This window comes from Anaerocolumna chitinilytica, assembly GCF_014218355.1.
Taxonomy (GTDB): domain Bacteria; phylum Bacillota; class Clostridia; order Lachnospirales; family Lachnospiraceae; genus Anaerocolumna; species Anaerocolumna chitinilytica.
The window spans coordinates 5,440,237-5,461,953 of the sequence record NZ_AP023368.1 but is presented as its reverse complement, the minus strand read 5'-3'; the positions used below and the strand labels follow the sequence as shown (position 1 = coordinate 5,461,953).

The following is a 21,717-nucleotide window of genomic DNA, read 5'->3' as shown; positions in this document are numbered from 1 at the left end:
AAATCGAGCAATTAGTAGGATATTACTATATCAATATGTACAGGTAAGATAGTATTGTAGTTGTATATGTGGACAAAATACCTTTATATGGCTGTTTTTATTGTCTTAAAGTTTTCTCTTGTGTAGCAGGTAATGCATAAGATATAATGTGAATAACTAAAAACGTTGGATTGGTGTTGCAGTACGAAAGAGAAATGCAGATGCTACCATGGTGCTGACAGATAGGAGGATATATGCAGGAATTTGATAAGAAGGAATTTATTAAGAATGTAGAAGAATATATCGGTGTATTTTTTCGAAGACCTATTGAAGATGCCACCAAACAGCAGGTATACCAAGGCGTGGCCTATACAGTAAAAAACATGATTATAGATGACTGGCTGGAAACGCATAAGGCTTATGAAGAGCAGGATTTAAAGACAGTTTATTACCTTTCCATGGAATTCTTAGTAGGAAGGGCTTTAGGAAATATGATTACCAATTTGAAAGCGGATTCATCCATCCGGGAGGTATTGGAGGAACTGGGTTATGACCTGGAAAATATAGAGGATGAAGAGCCGGATGCGGCTCTTGGAAACGGCGGTCTTGGAAGGCTTGCAGCCTGCTTTCTGGATTCCCTCTCCACTCTTGGCTACCCGGCTTATGGATGCGGTATCCGTTATAAATATGGGATGTTTGAACAAAGAATAGAAAATGGTTACCAGGTAGAGGTACCGGATAACTGGCTAAAGAATGGCAACCCCTTTGAAATTAAAAGAAGTGAATATGCCACTACCATTAAATTTGGCGGTTATGTAAGAATGATTCGGGATGAATTTGGTAATGACCGGTTTATACAGGAGGATTATCAGTCAGTCCGTGCAATTCCATATGATATGCCCATCCTGGGTTATGGGAACCATGTGGTGAATACTCTTCGTATCTGGGATGCAGAGGCCATTGACACCTTTAATCTGGATTCTTTTGATAAGGGAGAATACCAAAAGGCAGTTGAGCAGCAGAATCTTGCCAGGACCATCTGTGAGGTGCTCTATCCCAACGATAACCATATAGCCGGAAAAGAACTCCGCTTAAAGCAGCAGTATTTCTTTGTCTCAGCTAGTATCCAGAGGGCTGTGGCAAAGTACATGGAAGCACATGAGGATATTCATAAGCTTTATGAAAAGGTGGTCTTCCAGCTCAATGACACTCATCCCACGGTAACGGTTCCGGAATTAATGAGAATACTTCTTGATGATTACTATCTTGGCTGGGAGGAAGCTTGGGAAATTACATCAAAGACCTGTGCTTACACCAATCACACAATTATGTCGGAAGCACTTGAGAAATGGCCCATTGACCTGTTTAAGAAGCTTCTGCCCAGAATCTATCAGATAGTAGAAGAGATTAACCGCAGATTTATTATGCAGATTCTCTCAGAATACCCTTCTGAAGCAAAGAAGATAGAGAAGATGGCTATTCTTTATGACGGACAGGTAAGAATGGCTAACCTTGCTATTGTGGGAAGTTTTTCTGTAAACGGTGTGGCTAAACTGCATACAGAGATATTAATGAAACAAGAGTTAAAGGATTTCTATGAGATGTTTCCCTGGAAATTCAACAATAAGACAAATGGTATTACCCAACGAAGGTTTTTGCTTCACGGCAATCCCCTCTTAGCCTCCTGGATAACCGGGAAAATCGGAGACGGCTGGATTACAGACCTCTCTCAGATGGAGAAACTGTTGCCATATATAGAGGATGAACAAAGCCGAAAAGAATTCATGGAGATTAAGTACAAGAATAAGGTAAGGCTTGCAGCCTATATCAAGGAAAAGAACGGGATTATAGTAAATCCGGATTCAATCTTTGATGTGCAGGTAAAAAGACTTCATGAATATAAAAGGCAGCTTCTTAATATTTTGCACGTAATGTATCTGTATAATCAGCTCAAAAGTAATCCTGAGATGGAATTCTATCCGAGAACCTTTATCTTTGGCGCTAAAGCATCTGCCGGTTATGAAAGAGCAAAGGCAATTATTAAGCTTATAAACAGTGTGGCTGAGGTTGTAAATAACGATGAAACCATACAGGATAAAATAAAGATAATATTTATAGAGAATTACAGGGTATCCAACGCAGAGATCATTTTTGCCGCAGCCGATGTATCTGAGCAGATATCAACAGCCAGTAAGGAAGCTTCCGGTACCGGCAATATGAAATTTATGTTAAACGGCGCGTTAACACTTGGAACTCTGGACGGAGCCAATGTAGAGATTGTAGAAGAAGCAGGAGCAGAAAATGTTTTTCTCTTTGGCCTTCATTCTGATGAAGTAATCGAGTATGAACAACATGGAGGATACAGCCCAAGAGAACTGTATAATTCCGATAAGGATATGAAACGTGTGGTAGACCAGCTGGTGGATGGAACTTACAGTACGGATAAGTCATTATTTGCAACGCTTTACGATTCTTTGCTGGCAGGAAGAGGGGGAGAACCTGCTGACAGATATTTCATCCTAAAGGATTTTAAGTCGTATTTAGAAGCCCAGAAAGAGGTTGAGAAAGCGTATCTTAAGAAAGAGAGCTGGGCAAGGGCAGCCATGAGAAATACTGCTAAGTGCGGAAAATTCTCATCAGACCGGACAATTGAAGAGTACGTTAGAGACATCTGGCACCTAAATAAAGTACACTTATAAAATCAGGAGGCACATATGAAAAAAGAGAAGAAGATACGATTTACCCTAAGGCTTAAGTTAATTATCATTACGTCCGTATTATTGATAATACCTTTATCAGTTGCTATTATCACCGGATATTTCGTATCAAAGGGAGAACTGGACGATAAGGGAAAAGTTATCTTAAAGAATAGTGTCCATCAGGCAATGATGATGATAGAGGATAAGAAAAAAGCAGTGGAAGCAGGTTATATTTCTGCTGAGGATGCACAAGAAGCTGTTAAACAATATTTGCTTGGGGAAAAAGACAGCGAAGGAAAGCGTCCCATTAATAAGAATATCAATCTTGGAGATAACGGGTACTTTTTTGTATACGATGAAAAAGGTCTTGAAGTAGCTCATCCTTCATTGGAAGGACAGAATGTATGGGAGACGAAAGATAAGAGCGGAAGCGGAGTGTATATTGTACAGAAGCAAATCAAGACTGCCATGTCAGGCGGGGGATATGTTACCTATACATGGACCCTGCCCGGCAGTGATACCCTTGGCAAGAAGATTACATATCAGGAATATGATAAAGACTGGGGATGGATTGTTGCGGCAGGCACCTACATGAATGACTTTAACCAGGGCTCCTATAATCTCCTGAAAATGCTCCTGATTGTAATGGGAATAGCCTTGGTATCCGGTATTGCGGTTATCATTCTTTTTGCCGCTCACATTGCAAAACCTTTAAAAACAATCAGCAATACCCTGGATCAAATGTCAAAGGGAAATCTGTCCCTGACGGAAATCCATGTTAAGAATAAGGATGAGATTGGTGCGTTGTCTCAGGCCTATAATACCATGTTAATGAATATCAGGCGTTTGATTGGCACAGTGAAGGAGTCCTCCAAAGAAGTTATGGATTCCTCGGACTTCCTTACTAAGATAACCGATGAAACAAAGAGAGCAATCAATGAGGTTGCAATAACGATTCAGGAAGTGGCCCAGGCAGTTGGAGATGAGGCCATGAATACCCAGTCGGCATCGGACAAAGTAGGAATGCTGGCCGAAGGAATTGAGGCAGTAGCAGAGGAAGCCTTCTCGACGGATGATATGGCTGAACGGACCAGCAGCTTAAGCCGGGATGGTATCGGTGTGATTGAAGACCTTATGAAAGCCAATAATAAGGGGAATGAAGCAATTTCTGAAATTGGAAGAGCAACCATACAGGTAAAGATGAGTACTGAAAAAATAAGTGTAATTGCCGAAACCATAACTCAGATTGCAGGACAGACCAATTTGCTTGCTTTGAATGCATCTATTGAGGCCGCCAGAGCAGGGGAAGCCGGTAAGGGCTTTTCAGTAGTTGCGGATGAAATCAGAAAACTAGCGGAAGAATCCAATAAATCCGTGGAAGAGATTAAAGGAATCATCAAAGAAATTCAGGATTATGCTGTAGTATCCACTGCAACAATGGAAAAGGTTGAGGCTGTGGAAAAAGAACAAAACCTGGCTGTAGATAGTACGAGAAAAGCTTTTGAAGAAATTCAGGATGCCTTAAAAGAGTTGGTCGATCATGTAGAGAAAATTAATAAAGAGAGTAATTCCATGAGAAATGGTAAAAATGAAATTATAAGAATCATGGGAGATATTACAGATTCAACCCAGGAGACATCAGCTGCGGCTGAAGAAGTATCTGCATCCTCTGAAGAACAGCTTGCACAAATGGAAGAAGTTATGACGCAAACGAATAAACTAAAGGAATTATCCACCCGGTTATTAGAGGAAGTTAATCAGTTTGAATTATAGAAGAAAAGCAAAAGAAAAATAAACGAAGCTGAATAAAGAAATCATTTCTGGTGACAATATATCTAGAGGTGATGATAATGAAAAAACATAGCTTAGCTGAATTTTTCAAAAGCAAAAGCTTTTATGTGTTATTGGGTGTCGGCGCATTAGCTATCATTGCTATAACGGTAGTCAGCCTAAATCAGCCCTCAGGAAAAGGCGGAGGACAAAATCTAGCTGATTTAAATGAGCCCAACAAGAATGTAGCAGATGGCGGCTCTCTTGGAGCTACAGACATTCCTGATAACACAACTCCCTCGGACACTGCTAAAAATGAGACTGGCAGTTCAACCGACGGAAAGCAAGAAGCCAAGGTAACCCCAACTGAACCAGGTGGTACCGGAAAAGATTTAGAGGGTTCAGAAGTTACGGATGACCCTAATTTAAAGAATGCAGAAGCTGATAAGGCAAATCAAACCGCTGCTGCTGACAAGGGTAAGAAAGAAGAAACCGCAAAGGCATCTGATGAAACAAAGCAGGTTTTAAACCCGGATACTCTGTATTTTGACACAGAAAAAGGTTTATCCTGGCCTATTAACGGTGACGTACTGTTAAACTACAGCCCTGACAGAGTAATTTATTTCAAGACCTTAGAGCAATTTCGCTGCAATCCTGCTGTTGTGATTCAAGCGAAAGAAGGAGCTGAGGTAACCAATGCAGCTACAGGTATAATCACTTCTATAACAAAGGAAGATGAAACAGGTGTTACTGTGAAAGTTAACATCGGAAGCGGTTACAGCTTGGTATACGGCCAGCTTGAGGAAAACAAAGATCTGAAAGTCGGCGATGTAGTTGAAAAAGGTGCTGTTCTTGGGAAAGTTGCAAAACCTACAATGTACTATTCTGTTGAAGGCAGCAACCTTTATTTTATGGTAGAAAAGGACAGTGAGACCGTAGATCCTACGTCCTTGTTAAAGAAATAAAACGAATAAGAACAAGAAAGGCTGCTCTTACCGGGTTCAGCCTTTTTTTGTGCTGCTTAATGGGTAAAAGCCGTTTCAAAAGGAACAATTACCTGCTCCGGGAATATAATAATAGCAGGAAAGCAGTTATTGGTGATTATCAACGAAACAGGTAAGAGAGTCCGAGCGGAAAAGACCATATTACATATCTAAAAAATTCGCAGCCGAACTTCTCATACTTTAAGTCTTCACCTTGAAAAGCACAAATATATTCGGCTGCTTGACATAGATATGCAAAAAGGTGGGCGAGCGAAAATTTTTTTTGCCGCCCATTTTTTGATAAGCTTGACTTATGGATAGCTATGTGTATAAAATGATATGCATAGATTTCTACGACAAGGAAACGAATATGGATAAAAATCAACAAACCCCTAAAACAAACTTATTAAAAAAGATACTTCATATATATTCTAAAACCTTAAAGATAATCCTAAGAAATATTCTATATCTGATAGCAGGACAGGTAATATTGATGGGAATCGCTTATTTTCTGCTTTTTCCTTTCATTAATATGATTATAGATGATACTCTCAGGCTGACTGGCTACAGCTATATCACAGCGGGCAACCTCTTTCGGTTTCTAGTGCATCCGATTACAATCCTGATGCTGCTTCTTTTATTTATCGTTATTGGTATCTTCCTGACCCTTGATATATTATTTCTGATTACCTTTTTTTCGCTGACCGAAAGAGAACAGAAATTAAAAGTTGTTATGCTGGCAAAGCTTACGATCTACCGCCTTTTTTATTGTATAAAAAAGGGCAGAATGACCGCCTTGTTTACTTCCTGGGTTCTGACGGTAATAAGCAGTGTCCCATTTCTTATGTTCGCGGTCTGGCGTTTTCGGAATTTTAAATATTATATGGAGGAAACCCCCAGCCGATATCTCTTCTTTGGAGTCTTTGTTTTGGCTATTGGTATGCTGCTGTTCCTTTATTTTATCGGTCCATACTATTACCATAGCCTTTTAACCGAGCGAAACGGCTTGTTAACTGTGAGCAGAAAAGATATAAGGCCTCACGAACGAAGAAATCTCCTGATTTCTATTGGCGGATGGAATACGCTGCTGGCTGCTTTTCTCTTCCTGATTTATATGTTTACTATGGCCATGACTGCGGTTCTGGTATCAGGCTTTTCAGACCGGCTGGAGGCGACCTCTACCTTTATTGAGGTTTATGACCGTATGAGTGTCTATCTTGCACTGGTGATTTTTGTATTTGGTATTACCTCCAATATGGCATTGATTTCTTACACCTTTCATCGACACAGAAAGCTTAAAATTAATGGGCATGAAGAAGCGGAGGATTTCTTTAAGCCTGCCTATTCTTATAAAAAAATAATATACTTTTTAATTATTACTCTGTTTACCATAAATGTGTACTACTTTTATCAGGTGGTTCACAATGGTTCTGCTTTTGACTATATGAACCTGCAGGATGTTAAGGTCACCTCCCATCGAGGTTATTCTCATTCTGTACCGGAGAATACCCTTATGGCCGTCACAAAAGCAATTGCTGAGAAAGCCGATTATGTAGAAGTGGATATAAGGGTAACCAAGGATGGAGAACTGGTACTTTTACATGACCCCAGTCTTAAGCGGACAACCGGATATAATAAGTTCATCTGGGAGGTCCCATATGAAAAAGTCAGTCAGCTGGATGCAGGCAGTTGGTTTGGAGAGGAGTTTGCCGGTACAAAGATTCCTACATTAAAGGAGCTCTTTGAGCTTGCCAAAGGACAGGTAAAAATTAATATGGACCTGAAATACCGGAATGACTCCGAGGACCTTGCAAAGAAGGTAGTAGCTTTAATGAAAGAATATGACATGGAAAAGCAATGTGTCATTACTTCCACCAGTATTCACTGTTTAAAGCAGGTAAAGGAGGAAGACTCGGATATCAGGACGGGACTTATCACTTATGGCATTTACGGAGGAATAATTAAAAATAAAGCAATTGATTTCTTTAGTATGAAAGCAAGTCTTGTTATAAAGAATACAGTAAATGAAGCACATAAAAACGGCAGAGAAGTACATGTCTGGACTGTCAATACCAAAAGTGAAATTGAAAGATTAAAAAGAATCGGCGTGGATAATATTATAACAGATAATCCGGCTTATGTAGTAAAAGTGCTTAAGAATAATGAATCGGATAAATTTCTTACCACCTTGTTAAAAATCATAAAAGATTGAATTATACAGTTATTTCTATTGACTGTTAGGCCAGAAAATAATACTATAGTAATAAGAATTAGTTTCGTAAGGGTTAGTAGGGCTAAGGAGGAGACAATATGAGTGAAGAGACAAAAGAGCTGGCAGCAAAGCTATTCAATGGTGTTTGGGCTTTGATGGATAAAGAGGGTAGGACGGAAGAGGAAAATTACCTTATGGTTCATATGGCCCATGCATCTTTATATCATTGGATGCAGGTGGGAACACCTCATAACATCTATGTGGGAGAATGGCAAATATCAAGAGTATATGCACTCCTTGGCAACTTTGATTCTTGTTTATACCATGGTAAGAGAGCTTTGCAGTTATGTGAGGCAAATGGCTTTACAGGCTTTAATTTAGCCTATGCTTATGAGGCCTTAACAAGGGCTTATCTGGTAAAGGGCAATAAGAGTGAATGTACAAAATATCTGGAGCTTGCTTTAAGAGAAACAGAAAAAGTGACCGAAAAAGAAGATAAAGAACTTCTTGCAAAGGATTTGGACGAGCTTCAGAATAAGATCATAATTCAATTTATGAATTAGAAATCAGAGAAGGAATATATTCAGGCAGGGCCATAAAAGCCCTGCCTTTTGTATGCGTAAATTTAGGACGATATTTTTATATAATATGGATTTTGTGCAATTGTGGAAAGTAGCAATGGACATTATAATAGATGTAACTTATGACAAGCAGAATAGAAAGAGGTCTTTGTCCAATGAACAGATTAAGAAACCAGCTGAACCGAATTGATACCATATTTAACCGTATGATAGCCTGTTTTGTTATTCTGGTTGTAATGGTAGTGTTGATAATAGGAGGAGTATTAACGATACAGTTCTCTTATAACTACAACCGGAAAATAGAAGAGTTGGAGCAGTACCGTCTGGAGTATCTGGAGCATAAGATCAATAATTTATTTGAAGAATCGAATCGGATTATTCAGGAGATTACTAGTTTGGGCAATAAGGACAAGGAGATTCAAAGTTTCTTGTATCACCCAATGAAGAATGATTTCTTCAAGGCAGTTAACCTATTGAAATATTTGCAGACACTAAGTACTCAAAATGATTCCTTTGTATCAAGCCTCGAGCTTTATGTTCAGAATAATGATGTTTGGATATCTACTTTTACCGGTATTAATTATACGGACGAGGATTCTAAGAAATTCAAAGCAGAGCTTGATATCTTTGGTTCAGAAGTACAGTTTCAGGGAAGTAAAAGATGGGTTTCGGACCGGGTTATGAAGTACAGTATGAGAGAAATACCAGTGTTTTCTGTTACCTCTGGATACCCCCTCTATACAGAGGAGGAATCCAGATACAAGGGATATGTAATCGTTAATATAAAGAAGGAGGTCTTACAGGAGCTATTACAGGATTACCTGACAAGAGGACTGGATGCTGTAGCTATTATAGACAGCAAGGGGAATGTTATTGATGCGGAGGGAAATGTAGCAGGCTTTCAGGCTTTTAGGAATAGTAACAAAAGTTATATGGATGAGCTTCTCCTGGGAAAGGTGAAGAATAATTTTTATACGGTAAAAGACCATATTGTTATGAGTCAGCCGGTTTCCATGGGAGATTGGACGATTGTCAATCTCGTCTCCACCAAAGAATACTTTGATGAGACAAGGGCAATTCAGACCAGGATTGTGATTATCTCCTTGCTGGTTGTTCTGTTCGGTATGATACTGTCCTACTGCTTCGCCAGAAAATTATATAAGCCTTTCCATACGGTTATGAGCAGATTACTAAAAGCGAAATTAAATAAAAAGGCGAGAGAAAATGAATACTACTACATAGACCGGGCAATGGAAGAGCTCTATGACAAAGCAGTAGAAAAAGAAAAAGTGCTAAATGACAATAAAAACATTATAAAAAGTGATTTTGTTGTCAGACTTCTTACAGCTAAGCTAAGCGATAAGAAATCCATGGAGGATAAGCTGAAGTTCCTGGGATATTCCAGCGAGTATACCTGGAACTATGTTCTTATGATAAAAGTCCATCCAAAGATATATAAAAATCTGGATGAAATCGGGAAAAATCTAATTATATATAATATGATAAATTATTTTGATAATTACAAAAACGAGTCGTTGCAGTGCTTATCGGCTGATTTGTTTGATGGGAAGGTCTGTGTAATTGTATCGGAAATAGGTCCTGGAAAAGAAGAGTTAAAAGCCCTCAGAAATAAATTCACCGATTATATGATGATGAACTTTTCTATTAATCCTATTATATTGCAAAGCAGTAATTTTGAGGAGCTGGGCTCAGCTCACGAGGCATATCTTAGCCTATTAAAACTATCGGAATATATATACTTTCTTCCCAGGGCGTATTTTATTGATGCAAATGAGCTGGGAGACAGGCTGAAAGAACAAAGGAAGACCATGGACTGTCATTATGAAACCTTCAGTGAAGCTCTGGTTAACAGAAACCTTGAGGTTATCAACAAAATATTAAAGGATTTTATAGACGAGGCCAGTTCCCTGTCCGTGGCAACAAATTATTTGAATGGTGCTGTCTTAAAGTATTTATTTATCTACAACTATTACATGAGAGATATTATGAAGGGGAAGAACAATGAAACAGAGCATTTTAAAGATTTTAACGACCAGTATGATGTGGAAGATTTCTATTATTGGTTCATAAGCCTGATAGAGAACACCTTTGATGAATTGAAGAAAGTAGAAAGTAATCCATCCCAGACGGTAGCGGACTTGATAGAAAAAGTTATTATGGAGAATCTGGAAGAAGAACTTTCCTTAGAATTTATTGCAGAGAAGGTCTTCCTAAGTCCCAAATATATCAGCCGCATCTTTAAAGAGGAAAAGGGTATCAATATCACGCAGTTTATTACGGATTGTAAGCTGAAAAAGGCTGCAAAGCTCCTTATAGAATCCAATATGCCTTTAGATGAATTGATAAAAAAGATTGGCTTTGGCAGTTCCAACTATTTTATTAAGAAGTTCAAGGAGAAATATTCCGTCACACCGGTTCAGTACCGACGCAATTCCATTATGTAATAAACGGCTATGTAGAAAATGAAAGACTGTAAAAGAGAGCTGCTTTAAGTTTCTGTCCTATGAAAATTCAATTAATATTAAATCCTAGATTAAGTTATGCAAAGAATTGTTATAAAAATTAGAAGAGGCGGCCTGGTTTCTATGATACGCCAACTGAAAGACATTTGTCAGAGCTGTATGTGTAAAACGAACAACCTATGTACGATTAACATATACAAACCCGCTATGAGTCTGGAGGCATGGTAAAAGGAAACCAGGCTGCTTCTTTTATTTTTAGGAGTATAATTTTGACGTCAAATTTTTGATTTAATAGTCCTTAAAGCCGCCATTAAACAATAGTAAAGAACGTTTCGTGGAAATAATGAGTAAAAGCAGAAATTTTACCATTCCATATAGCTCTGCGAAAAGAGATACTTCAGGAAATTCTGCCCGGATGGGGAATATTTTCAATTGAGATTCATTGTGATTCCCTCTATGATGGGGGTGTAACGTTACTGAGTAAAAAGAGAGGAGGTTGAAGATGTTTTTTAAGAAATTAAAAAAATACAGGGTTGAATTAAAAACTAACATGTGGTTGTATCTGATGTTCTTGCCGGTCTTTCTCTGGTATGTGCTATTTTCTTATTTGCCCATGGGCGGTATGGTCATCGCATTTCAGAAGTATGACATTGTAAAAGGAATATTACATAGCTCCTGGGTTGGATTGAGAAATTTTAAGATACTGTTCGATGATCCATATTTTTTCCGTTTGTTTCGTAACACGCTTCTAATGAATGTATATGGAATAGTTTTTGGTTTTCCACTGCCTATTATATTAGCCATTGCTTTTAATGAAATACGCAGAAAGAGATTTAAAAAAATCACGCAGACAATCAGTTATCTGCCTTATTTTATATCTTCCGTAGTCGTTATGTCCATGGTAATACAATTTGTTTCAACAACAGGATTAGTGAATGTATTCCTAAACCATCTGGGAATCAAAAGTATTTTCTTTTTGCAGGAGGCCAAATATTTTCGGACTATCTTTATCAGCACGGGAATCTGGCAGGGAACCGGCTTTGGAGCCATTATCTACATGGCAGCACTGGCAGGTATCTCAAATGACCAGTATGAAGCGGCAACCGTAGACGGAGCGGGGAAATTCCAGAAGATGCTCTATATTACCTTGCCGGGACTTGCACCTACCATTGTAATTATGCTGCTGATTAATCTGGGTTCCATCCTAAACGTTGGTCACGAGCGTATCATTCTGCTTTACAATCCTTCTATTTATGAAACTGCGGATGTTTTTAATTCCTATATCTATAGAGAAGGCATTTTGAATAGAAGATACAGTTATGGTCAGGCAATGACCATCTTCCAGAATGTTATAGGCTTTGCCTTAGTGTATACGGCAAATAAGATAACCAGGAAATTAGACGGAACTACCCTGTGGTAATAATTGGTGTATTTTCTTACCCTTATTTATACACAGGAGCCAAGAGTGAAAAACAAATCTTTCACTCCCCTTAATTTAAGATGCGTGGATTAGCACACTTCATTGGTGCTAGATTAGCACGCAGATGGGAGCCAATTATGAAACAAAAAATGGGTATCAGTGAAATTGCTTTTGTGAGTGTATGCTACATTATTATTTTATTTGTATGCGTCGTTACACTCTATCCCTTTCTTTATCTGATATCAGCATCCTTAAGCTCGGCTGCCAGTGTTATGCGAAACGAAGTATTTCTGATACCAAAAGACTTGACGGTTAGAGCCTATACGGTGGTACTTAAATACAAGGGAATCTGGACAGCCTACGGAAACACAATATTTTACACCGGAATCGGCACTTTACTTAGTCTGGGGTTAACGATTCTGGCAGCTTATCCACTCTCCAAGGAAAGGTGGGCACCCAGAAAGCTTATGAGCTTGTTTGTGGTATTTACTATGTGGTTTAGCGGCGGTATGATACCTTTTTACCTGGTTATGCGCAGCCTTCACTTATTGGACAGTCGTTTGGGGATTTTGTTATATCCTGCTATCAGTGCATTTTATGTTATTATTTTCCGTACACATTTTCAAAGTCTTCCGGTATCCCTTGAAGAGTCGGCAAAACTAGAGGGAGCAAATGACTTACAGATACTAGTTAAGATTCTGGTGCCCTTATCAAAGCCTATCATGGCAGCCGTAGCGCTTTATTATGCGGTCAGCCGTTGGAACTCTTACTTTTGGGAGATGCTCTTATTAAATGATGATAAGAAAGTACCGGTACAGGTGCTGCTGCAGCGAATTATTATATCCAGTCAATTGGGGCAGGATATAGCAAAGGCATTGTCTCCCGGCGAGGCAACCATACCGACTACTATAAAATTTGCGGCGATTATGGTAACTACAGTGCCTATAATCGTAATTTATCCCTTTCTGCAAAAGTATTTTGTAAGCGGTGCTTTAGTGGGCAGTGTAAAGGAATAAACAGCAACAACGCAGGCTTGCCTGCGATATATAAAAGTAAAATTTAAGAGGAGGATTTGTATGTTATTACAAAAAGCAAAAAAATGTATCAGTTTGGTTCTGGTATTGGTGCTTGCAGTCGGCATGCTTGGGGGATGCGGCAAGGACACAAAGAAAGAGAAGTCAGGAAATACGAACACGGCAGTAAATGTTACTTCAGAACCTAAGAGCAGTGAACCGGTGGAAATCTCCATGTTTCTGCCCAGCCGTCTGCCCGAGGCAATCTATAACAAAGACACCTTGACCTTTAAGACCCTGGCAGAAAAACTGAATATTAACCTAAACATTGAATCCGTTGTACAAAGCGAAGCAAAGCAAAAATTCAGTGTAATTGTCTCTTCCGGTGATTATCCGGATGTCATGGCAGGTACGGTAGGCGATGTAAATACCTTTGGTATGTCAGGCGCTTTCATGCCACTGGATGATCTGATCAATCAATACGCACCCAATATTAAGAAGTATCTGGTAGAGAATAAAGAAGCCATGGCGCAGTGCGTTGGCAGCGACGGTAAAATATATGGAATCCCCATGTTATCTGCAATTCGTACGGCAATGGGATATAATATCCGTATGGATTGGTTAAAGAAGCTGAACTTAGAGGTTCCGGTTACCGTGGATGACTGGTACAAAGTTCTGACCGCCTTTAAAACAAATGATTTAAACGGACATGGTGCCGGTGATGTTACTCCATTGATTCTAGACCGTGCTTGGGAAAATTATTTTATGAATTTTGCAGATGCCTGGGGAATAGAGCTTAACGGCAATAATGATTATTGGATGATAAAAGACGGTGAAGTAGCTTTTGCGCCTATTCTGCCGGAAGCAAAGGAATTCTTGGGTACTATGGCAAAATGGTATAAGGAAGGACTTATTGACAGCGAATTTATAACAAGAGAAGACACCAATAACTACCATATCTTAAACAACAAAGCAGGTGCTACCTGTTATTGGACCGGATATATTGCAGGACAGAATACCAATGCCGAGGTTCTGAAAAATGATCCAAATACGAATTGGCAGGTTATACAGCCTCCGGTATTAAAGGCAGGAGATGCACCAAGAACTTACAGCCAGCAATCTTCTATTGTTGGTTTCTCCTGGGCAATATCAAGTTCAGCAAAAAATGCAGAAGATATTATTAAGATGTTTGACTATGTTTACAGTGATGAAGGCTCTCTGCTCTTTAATTTTGGTATCGAAGGTGACAGCTATGAGATGGTAAATGGCGCACCTCAATATACGGATAAGGTAAATAACAGTGAAGGCGGCCGTGTTAACTGGCTGCGTGCCAACGGGTTACAGGCATTAATCGGTATGAGACAGATGCCGGAATATGAAGCAGCCTCCTGTGCAAATGATGATGTAAAAGCACAGCTCTTTAACTATATTGACAACAATTATTTTTATCCTTATAACCCCACTTTAACTTTAACAGCAGCAGAACAGGAAATCTACGATGTTAAGATGAGTGCTATTAAGACCTACGTAGATGAAGAGCTTCTTAAGTTCTTTATCGGTTCAAGACCCATTGAAGAGTTTGATGATTTTGTTTCAAGGGTAAAAGAGTTAGGTATTGATGAGATGACGACTTTAAAGAAACAGTCCTATGACAGATATAAATCCGTAGCAGAATAAGAATAGCATAGAAAGAGCTGTTGCATTTAAAATCTGCAGCAGCTCTTTTGCGCAGTAAGAATACTGAAAAACGAGCTTAAATATATAAATCGATGTATAAGAAAGCAAAAAGACATTCGTACAAAGAACACAGAATTTACAGTGAAAACAGAAAGGGGAAAAGATGTTAAGGTTTGGTACTGGTGGATGGAGAGCGATTATAGGAGATGAATTCACAAGGGATAACATAGAATCACTTGCGCAAACCATTGCAAATTACATAAACAACCAGGCAGATACAGTGAAACCTGCCGGATTCGTTATAGGGTATGACAGACGGTTCCTCTCCCAAAGGGCAGCGGTATGGATGAGTGAGATTATTGCAGCAAACGGTCTGAATGTTTATCTGATAAATGAGGTGGCACCAACACCTCTCATTATGTATACCATTGACAGCTATGGCCTTACATATGGATTAGCCGTAACAGCAAGCCATAACTCATCGGATTATAACGGTGTAAAATTCTTTGTTGACGGAGGGAAAGATGCCCCACAGGAAATAACAGACCAGATAGAGACAGAGTGGAACCGGTTGATGCCGGACGAGATTAAAAGGGTAGAGTATGAAGCGGCAAAGAGTCTAGGTAAAATACAGATTATAGATCCCTTTAACAACTATATAGATAATATTCTAGGTAGTATTGAATTGGAGAAAATCAAGGAAAGACGCCTGAAAGTTTTAATTGACCCTATGCACGGGGTATCCAGAACCTGTCTTGCCGCAGTGCTGGTATCCGCGAGGTGTCAGGTAGATGTTATTAACGACCGTCATGACCCATTATTCGGAGGAAGGCTTCCGTCTCCCTCTGCCAATACATTAAACAAGCTAAAGGATATGGTAGTTGAGAGAGGGTATGACCTAGGGATTGCCACAGATGGAGATGCGGACCGGCTTGGTATCATCGATGAATTGGGTAACTTTATTCATCCGAATGATATACTGGTGCTTTTGTATTATTATCTGCTGGAATATAAGCAGATAAAGGGCAGTGTTGTCAGAAATATTGCTACCACACACCTCCTTGACCGTATTGCAGCGGATTACGGCCAAGCTTGCTATGAGGTTCCGGTAGGGTTCAAACATATCAGCAGCGCCATGGAAGAATATCAGGCTATAATCGGTGGAGAGAGCAGCGGTGGTCTGACGATAAACGGGCGTATCCGTGGAAAGGATGGAATCTTTGCAGCAGCTTTAATGACGGAGTTAATTAGTGTAACAGGAAAAAATCTGTCCGGTCTGCTAGAGGAAATACATAACCGCTATGGTCAGCTATGGTCGGAAGAGCGGGATTACTCCTTCTCGGAAAGAAGAAAGAAAGAACTGTACCGTATTTTATTTGAAGAAAAGAAACTTCCGGCTTACTTAGAATCGGTAAAGCACATCAGTTACCTGGATGGTGTTAAAGTCTACTTTCAAAATGACGGATGGATTATCGCACGTTTTTCCGGGACAGAGCCGGTACTTCGTATATTTGCAGAGATGGAGTCAAAGGAGGAAGCTATTCAGGTAGTAGAGCAGATGGAAACATTCTTAGAATTAAATCAGGTAAAAGCAGCCATATAAGGGGGAGGTGACCGATATGAGGATGGAAGAAAAAATTAATTATTATGCAGAGCAGCTGGCACAAATAAAGAATCAAAAGGAAGGAATCTGCAGACTGCCGGGAGACACCTACTTCCTGGAGGATGGCAGTATCTTATGCTTTCCCCGAAAAGAGGGAGATAACCGCTTTCCTTATGGAGTGCAAGGGTTCAATTTCTGGGCCTATGCTTCCGGATATATGCATGCAAACGATGGATTATTTTCCCCCTTTCTGCGTGCAAATGAAGGACAGGAGCCTAAAATTGCATTTTTTGCAGGCTGGAAGGGCGATTATCAATATGATGTGCTCTCACTGTTAGCAGTACCAAGGCTAGAGGAAACAAAATTTAGAGAGGTGATAAGGTATACTATTTTTACGAGTAACTGTGCCTATTATATTACAGAAGCCAGACAGATGAGGTTCACCCTTCGGGTATTTACAGATGAAAGTAAAAAAATGTACTTTACCGTACTGCTTCAAAATCTGGGGGAAAAAGAGCAGGAACTTTATTTGTCTCCCTATTTTAACCCTTTCTTAAGCAATAGTATTTATGAGAATTCTGAGCATAGGTGGTTTCGAAAAGGAGAGTATAAAGCAGTTTCTGGGAAACCGGGGCAGTTTGTTTTCTCTATTAATGAGGATTTATCCCGCACCAGGTCTGTTACGAATTATGGCATCCTGGAACAGGAACTGATTCTCTCAAAAGGCTGCTGCTTGCAAAAACAGGAGGCGACAACTTCCAGATATCAATATGTAGGCGGAATCTACAGCAGTTTACACACCGCAGAAGCTTTAAAAGAAGGAACCTTTCAAAAGCAAATTCATACTACAGCCTTTAACGATGTCGCTGTAGCCGGAGAGTTACTGCATTTTCTGGTTCCTGCCGGTGAATCCCTGCGGGCGGAATTTGCTCTTGGCTATAGCATTCATTCAAGTTCTCCGGCTGACCTTGACAGGTTAGCAGAGGAAACGAAGCCTGTTCAGACGGATGAACGGCTGGGGTTAAACTTCAAGAAGGCAGAGAAAGAAGAAAAGTCCTTGCAAGCTGAATTTGGATCTGTTTTAGCAGAAAAGCTTAATGACAGAGCTCTAGAAATAAGAGAATTTACAGGAAGAACCTTTACCTATTTCTTTCAATATTTAAAGCAGCAGGTGACATTCTGCTCACTAATAAAAGGATATGTCCAGTTAGCAGAGAGTTCATTAATAGGGATACGGGATGTGTTTCAGGCCTTGGAGGGGATGCTCTATTATAACCCGGAAGCTGCCAAAGTTAAGATATTAGAGGCGTTAAGCTTTATAGGGCCGAATGGAAGATGCCCAAGGCAATATTCCCTTCCTTCAGGCAAAGATGTAGCGCCGGCTATGGATCTTAGGGAGTTTATTGATCAAGGAGTCTGGGTTATTAATACGTTAATCTCCTATTTAAAGTTTACCGGCGATTATGAAATTCTGGAGGAGACCTGCGGTTATTATGAGATAGTAGATGAAAAAAGAAAAAGTGTCCGGCGAAGTACCAAGGTAGATAGTGTTTTATCCCATATGCTTTGCATTATGGATTATCTCATAGAGAATCAGGACCCGGTAACCGGCTGCATAAAAGCCCTTTATGGTGACTGGAATGATGCTCTTGACGGATTAGGAGTAAGTCAGGACGGCTCCAGCGACTTTGGCAACGGGGTATCTGTTATGGTTACGCTGCAGGTCTATCAAAATCTTCATGATATGGAAGAGCTGTTAACATTACTGGGAGTAGAGGAAGAAAGAATAAAAATCTATCAGCAGATTGCAATTCAGATTGAAAACGGACTTAAAAGGTACGGGGTGACAGAGAATGAAAAGGGTGATAAGCGGATTGTCCATGGCTGGGGAGATAATCAGGCTTATTATGTAGGAAGCTTTCAAGACACAGACAAGGTTTCCAGATATGGAATCACTTCCAATGCCTTTTGGGTAATCAGCGGACTCTATAAAAAAGATAGAAGCTGTAAAGATATGATTCTGGAAGCCTTTGCTCACCTGGATTCGGAGTATGGACTAAAAACCTTTGAGCCTTATTTCAAACCGGATACACCAGGAGTCGGACGAATCTATAAGCTTCCGCCGGGAACTGCTGAGAATGGGGCGGCTTACATTCATGCTTCGGCATTTGGTATTATGGCATTGTTTATGATGGGAGAGGCAGAAAAGGCTTGGGAACAATTAAGCAAGATTCTTCCCTTTACCCATAAGCACCTTTCCTGCTCCCCCTATGTAATGCCAAATTCCTATGGGGAGAACCCATCTTTAAACATTGACGGGGAATCTATGCAGGACTGGCAGACAGGAAGCTCTAATGTGGTATTTAAGATTCTTCTTCGCTTTGTTTTTGGTTTTCAGGCAGAATACAATGGATTTTTTCTACAGCCTGCAGCTTGGGTGCCTTTTGAAAGCTTTCACCTTAATCTGAAATATCAAAACAGCCTGCTGGAAATACATTATTATAACAGGAATAATAAAAGCCGCACATTTTCTGTAAATAACAAATTACATTCACCTATATGGGATGAGAATATGAAGATTCATAAGCTTTGGTTGACGAAAGGTGATTTATCAGATAAAACGGTAATCTTAGTGGAAGACTGAAAAATACTTCTTCTCCATCGTACTCCTCCATGTAATGCCTTAGGCATATTTCAAAAGTAAAAAAATTCTTTTTCATTTCCACACAATCTCCACATCATAAAGTTAAACTGTTACTAGTACTTAGTGAAGGTTTAACAGGAGGAAGAAAATGGAGAATACTAAGATTCATGGAATTCTGATGATAGACGGGATAAAGGATGACCTTAGTGCCGAAAAAATTGAAAAAGCTCTGAATGCTTATGAAGGCGTATTACAGGTTAAGGTGGTTCTACAAAGCTCCAATGTATATCTGACATATGAGAAGGAAAGGGTAAGCCTGGAAGAATTAGCGGATGCGGTAGAGTCTTTGGGTTACAAGGTATTAAACAAACCCGCTCACAGCAGGCAAAAGGACAGAGGGAAGACTTCAGGCAGCACTCTTACAAATCTGGTATTGTCCATTAAAGGAATGTCCTGTATATCCTGTGAAACAAAGATCGAGAAAAGATTAAATGAGCTTAAGGGAGTAGCCAAAGCAAAAGTCAGTTATAAAACAGGAAAGGCAGAACTTACCTATAATTCCAGTCTTATCAGCCAAGATCAGATAGAGAAGGAAATTGAAAAACTGGATTATGGTATTAACAGAGCCGAAACCGGAAAGGCAGAAAAGGGAAGAGATACCCTGAATCAGATTCTTGGAGTCGGAATCATTCTCCTGGCTGTCTACCTCATTCAGAAAAATACGGGAATTGCAACTCTGGTGCCGCAGATTAACCAGAATATGAGTTATGGTATCTTATTTCTGGTAGGAATCCTCACATCAGTTCACTGTATAGCCATGTGTGGTGGAATTAATCTGTCTCAGTGTGTATCCGTACAAAAGCCGGATTCCAATGTAGAAGGAATAGCAAAATACAGACCGGGACTGTTATACAATGCAGGACGTGTTGTTTCCTACACTACAATCGGTGGTATCATGGGAGCATTTGGGTCTGTTGTCAGCATCTCCGGAAAAACCAGAGGAATGGTAGCAGTGATTGCCGGCATTTTTATGGTGCTGATGGGATTAAATATGCTAAACATATTTCCGTCTTTGAGAAAAATAATTCCTCATATGCCAAAGCTTTTCAGAAGGAAATTAGTAACCTCCGGAAAAATGAGAGGTCCCTTTTATATCGGTCTCCTGAACGGGTTGATGCCCTGCGGTCCACTCCAATCCATGCAGCTGTATGCTCTTGGGACGGGAAGTTTTATAGCGGGAGCACTTTCCATGTTGCTGTTCAGCCTTGGAACGGTTCCGTTGATGTTTGGTTTTAGTGCGGTGGCAGGAATTCTAAACAGTAAGTATACAAAGAAAATGATGAAGATTAGTGCTGCCCTGGTGATGGCACTTGGCGTTATTATGTTAAACAGAGGACTTAGTTTATCCGGTATTGACCTGGTCCATGCTTCCAATACCGTGGAAGCTGGAAACACCGCTAAGGTCGAGGAAGATGTTCAGATAGTTACAACCAAGCTTCAGTCCGGAAGTTATGAGCCTATCGTTGTAAAAAAAGGAATACCGGTTAAGTGGACGATTAAGGCACAAAAGAAAGACCTTAACGGCTGTAACGAAACCATAATCATACCAAAATACAACATACAGGCAACTCTAAAGGAAGGGGATAACGTTATTGAATTTACCCCGGAAGAAACAGGGACTATACCCTATTCCTGCTGGATGGGCATGATACGAAGTAGTATTGAAGTGGTTGATAATCTTGATGGCAGTGCTGGCGGTAACGCAAGTGCAGCCCAGAGTACTTCCGGTGCAGGAGCTTCCGGCAATTCATCAGGACAGACAGATAACAGTCAGGGAACAGTAATTGATGGAAGTCAGAACCTTCTGGGAAGTGATAACTCTTCAGCTGGTGTCGGCTCTTCCTCCGGCTGCTGCAGTACGCCTCCGGCAGGTTTTGAGAACGGTAAAATTCCTACAGATAATATTACGGTAGCAGAAGTAAAGGATAACAAACAGGAAGTAACAGTAACTGTTGATGGTAAAGGTTATACACCTGCAGTTATAGTACTGCAAAAGGGAGTAGAAGCTAAAATTAAATTCGATACAAAAGAATTAAACAGCTGCAATAGCTATGTAGTCTTTCCGGAGTACCAGGGACAATTAGACCTTTCACAGCAAACAGAAACTCCCTGGCTTACTATCACAGGAGATTTCACCTTCCAGTGCAGCATGAATATGCTTCACGGCTATGTGAAGGTGGTAGATGATATTAAGAATGTTAACCTGGATGAAATTAAGCAGGAAGTAGCAAATTATACCCCTTCCGCCTCCTCTACAGTGGGCGGCTGCTGCGGAAGCACAGGGGAGTAATATTCTGCGATAAATATAAGGCTTTGGCAATGGGACGGCAACTTACGCAAAGCAAAAAGACTCATGCTTCAACTCCAATGTATAAGAAGTCCTAATTCTCTGGATATTTTGTGCTTGTCATATCCTCAAACAGATAACTCACTTCGTTCAAACAATCTGTTTAAGGATATAGCACAAAATCTTCAGAGAAAAGGACTTCTAATGCATTTCCATAGGCGCATTCGTTCTTTGTGCATTGTGTAAATTGCCTGTTTCCATGAAAGAGACTTTTATGGAGTATAACCTCTTTCTTTTGGTTCTAAA

12 protein-coding genes are annotated in these 21,717 nt (G+C 39.9%); all 12 read left to right on the top strand.

Annotation, left to right across the window (positions count from 1 at the left end; all coding sequences use genetic code 11):
- Positions 1-233 precede the first annotated feature (233 nt).
- The 12 genes from bsdcttw_RS24145 (at position 234) to bsdcttw_RS24090 (ending at position 21,414) form a co-directional block, all read left to right on the top strand.
- Entirely contained in the window at positions 234-2,678 is a 2,445-nt protein-coding gene (locus tag bsdcttw_RS24145; protein ID WP_185257305.1) for a glycogen/starch/alpha-glucan phosphorylase, read from the top strand.
- Between the two features lie 15 nt (positions 2,679-2,693).
- Positions 2,694-4,451 carry a methyl-accepting chemotaxis protein gene (locus tag bsdcttw_RS24140; protein WP_185257304.1) on the top strand — a complete coding sequence of 586 codons (1,758 nt, stop codon included), beginning with the start codon at positions 2,694-2,696 and terminating at the stop codon, positions 4,449-4,451.
- A gap of 77 nt (positions 4,452-4,528) precedes the next feature.
- Positions 4,529-5,413 (top strand): M23 family metallopeptidase, encoded by an 885-nt coding sequence (locus bsdcttw_RS24135; RefSeq protein WP_185257303.1) that lies wholly within the window; start codon positions 4,529-4,531, stop codon positions 5,411-5,413.
- 388 nt (positions 5,414-5,801) lie between these two features.
- On the top strand, positions 5,802-7,643 hold the full coding sequence (locus tag bsdcttw_RS24130) for a glycerophosphodiester phosphodiesterase family protein (protein ID WP_185257302.1): 1,842 nt from the start codon (positions 5,802-5,804) through the stop codon (positions 7,641-7,643).
- Positions 7,644-7,741: 98 nt separating this feature from the next.
- Positions 7,742-8,206: a hypothetical protein gene (locus bsdcttw_RS24125; protein WP_185257301.1), complete on the top strand. Its 465-nt coding sequence runs from the start codon at positions 7,742-7,744 to the stop codon at positions 8,204-8,206.
- Between the two features lie 173 nt (positions 8,207-8,379).
- A complete protein-coding gene (locus bsdcttw_RS24120) occupies positions 8,380-10,689 on the top strand; it encodes an AraC family transcriptional regulator (protein WP_185257300.1) in 2,310 nt (769 codons plus the stop codon).
- A 520-nt stretch (positions 10,690-11,209) separates the two neighbouring features.
- A complete protein-coding gene (locus bsdcttw_RS24115; RefSeq protein ID WP_185257299.1) occupies positions 11,210-12,127 on the top strand; it encodes an ABC transporter permease in 918 nt (305 codons plus the stop codon).
- Between the two features lie 137 nt (positions 12,128-12,264).
- The gene (locus bsdcttw_RS24110) at positions 12,265-13,143 is read left to right on the top strand and encodes a carbohydrate ABC transporter permease (protein WP_185257298.1); all 879 of its coding nucleotides are present in this window, start codon (positions 12,265-12,267) and stop codon (positions 13,141-13,143) included.
- A gap of 60 nt (positions 13,144-13,203) precedes the next feature.
- Positions 13,204-14,817 (top strand): extracellular solute-binding protein, encoded by a 1,614-nt coding sequence (locus tag bsdcttw_RS24105; RefSeq protein WP_185257297.1) that lies wholly within the window; start codon positions 13,204-13,206, stop codon positions 14,815-14,817.
- A 163-nt stretch (positions 14,818-14,980) separates the two neighbouring features.
- Complete coding sequence (locus bsdcttw_RS24100) at positions 14,981-16,420, top strand: phosphoglucomutase/phosphomannomutase family protein (RefSeq protein WP_185257296.1); 1,440 nt, start codon at positions 14,981-14,983, stop codon at positions 16,418-16,420.
- 16 nt (positions 16,421-16,436) lie between these two features.
- A complete protein-coding gene (locus tag bsdcttw_RS24095) occupies positions 16,437-19,064 on the top strand; it encodes a GH36-type glycosyl hydrolase domain-containing protein (protein WP_185257295.1) in 2,628 nt (875 codons plus the stop codon).
- 148 nt (positions 19,065-19,212) lie between these two features.
- A complete protein-coding gene (locus bsdcttw_RS24090) occupies positions 19,213-21,414 on the top strand; it encodes a copper ion binding protein (protein WP_185257294.1) in 2,202 nt (733 codons plus the stop codon).
- Positions 21,415-21,717: the final 303 nt, after the last annotated feature.